2 protein-coding genes are annotated in these 1,265 nt (G+C 38.9%); both read right to left on the bottom strand.

The window, feature by feature from the left end:
• On the bottom strand, nt 1–122 hold a 122-nt coding region (locus HMPREF9200_RS08250), incomplete at its 3' end, for an NAD-dependent epimerase/dehydratase family protein (RefSeq protein ID WP_009353008.1).
• Between the two features lie 11 nt (nt 123–133).
• On the bottom strand, nt 134–1,265 hold a 1,132-nt coding region (locus HMPREF9200_RS01365), incomplete at its 5' end, for a glucose-6-phosphate isomerase (RefSeq protein WP_038144422.1).

Genomic DNA, 1,265 nt, shown 5'->3' with positions numbered 1-1,265 from the left:
ATCGACTCCTTATGGCCTCGAGATAAATTATCTACAATCACCACTTGATGACCTGCTCCTAATAAGGCACGTACTGTATGGCTACCAATATACCCAGCGCCACCTGTCACTAAAATATTCATTCTTACTTCTCCTATGCTTTTAAAAGTTTAGGTCCTAACAATTTTTTATATACTTCTACACCTGGTTGATTGAAAGCATCCACCCCTGCCAATTGTCCTTCAAAGTAGATGGCCCAGCACATAGTAAACATCAATTCTCCCAAATGGAAGGCATTCATCGTTGGAACTTGGTAGGTTCCATTAAATCGTCCATCGCTTGCTAAGGACTCTGCATTGGATGCCAAGGCAGCACGATTGATAAATCCTAAGTCAAGACCTGCTAAGGCTTCAAGTTTACTGTATTGATCATACATATGTGGCACTGTTAGATTCACATGCCAATTTTCAACATCTACAAAAGAAACTACTTTATCGTAGCGTCCTTCTTGATGTTCCTGTGTTTGGGCATGCATGTCTGTAGTACCTACCGCTACAATTGGAGTACGACCATAGTGTCCAGATTTATCATCTTTCTCTTTACCTAAGGATTCCGCTAATAATTGTACATACCATTCAGATAAAGATTTCAAACGATCTGCATAAGGCATAAACACTTCAATATGACGACCATATTGTTCAGAGCCAATATATTTTAACACAGCACTTAACAAGGCTGGATTCTTCCAGACATCTTGTTCTTGAGCTGCTATATCTGCTGCTTTAGCCCCCTCTAAATAATCATGAATGTCAAATCCTAATAAAGCACCGATTACTAATCCTACTTCTGAGAACACAGAGAAACGACCACCAATGCCATCAGGTACAGTGAAGATGGAGTCTCCCCAACCTTCTGCAACGGCTAATTTATGCAATAACGTTTCTTTTTCATCATCTCTAGGATCTGTTACAACTAGTACTTCATAATTAATCATTGCTACTTCTAGGGCTTCTTTCACAATCATGAAGTTTGTCATTGGTTCAATAGTAGAACCAGATTTAGAAATTAGCACCAATAGCACTTTATACTCATTAGGTACATGAGCATGGTCTTCTAAAAATTGTTGCTCTTTCCATTCTCTTTGTAATTGCTTGATTAATTCTTGGGTACGTACAGGGTCAACATTATTACCACTGAAATACATACGTGGGCGGTAATTACGTTCTTCATCACTCATGGAGTTCCAAAACTCCCCACAATGTACGTCAAATAATACTTTTCCACCT

This window comes from Veillonella sp. oral taxon 780 str. F0422 (assembly GCF_000221605.1).
In the GTDB taxonomy this organism is placed as follows: domain Bacteria; phylum Bacillota; class Negativicutes; order Veillonellales; family Veillonellaceae; genus F0422.
The sequence above is the reverse complement of the archived record's forward strand: the minus strand, read 5'-3'. Positions and strand labels throughout refer to the sequence as shown.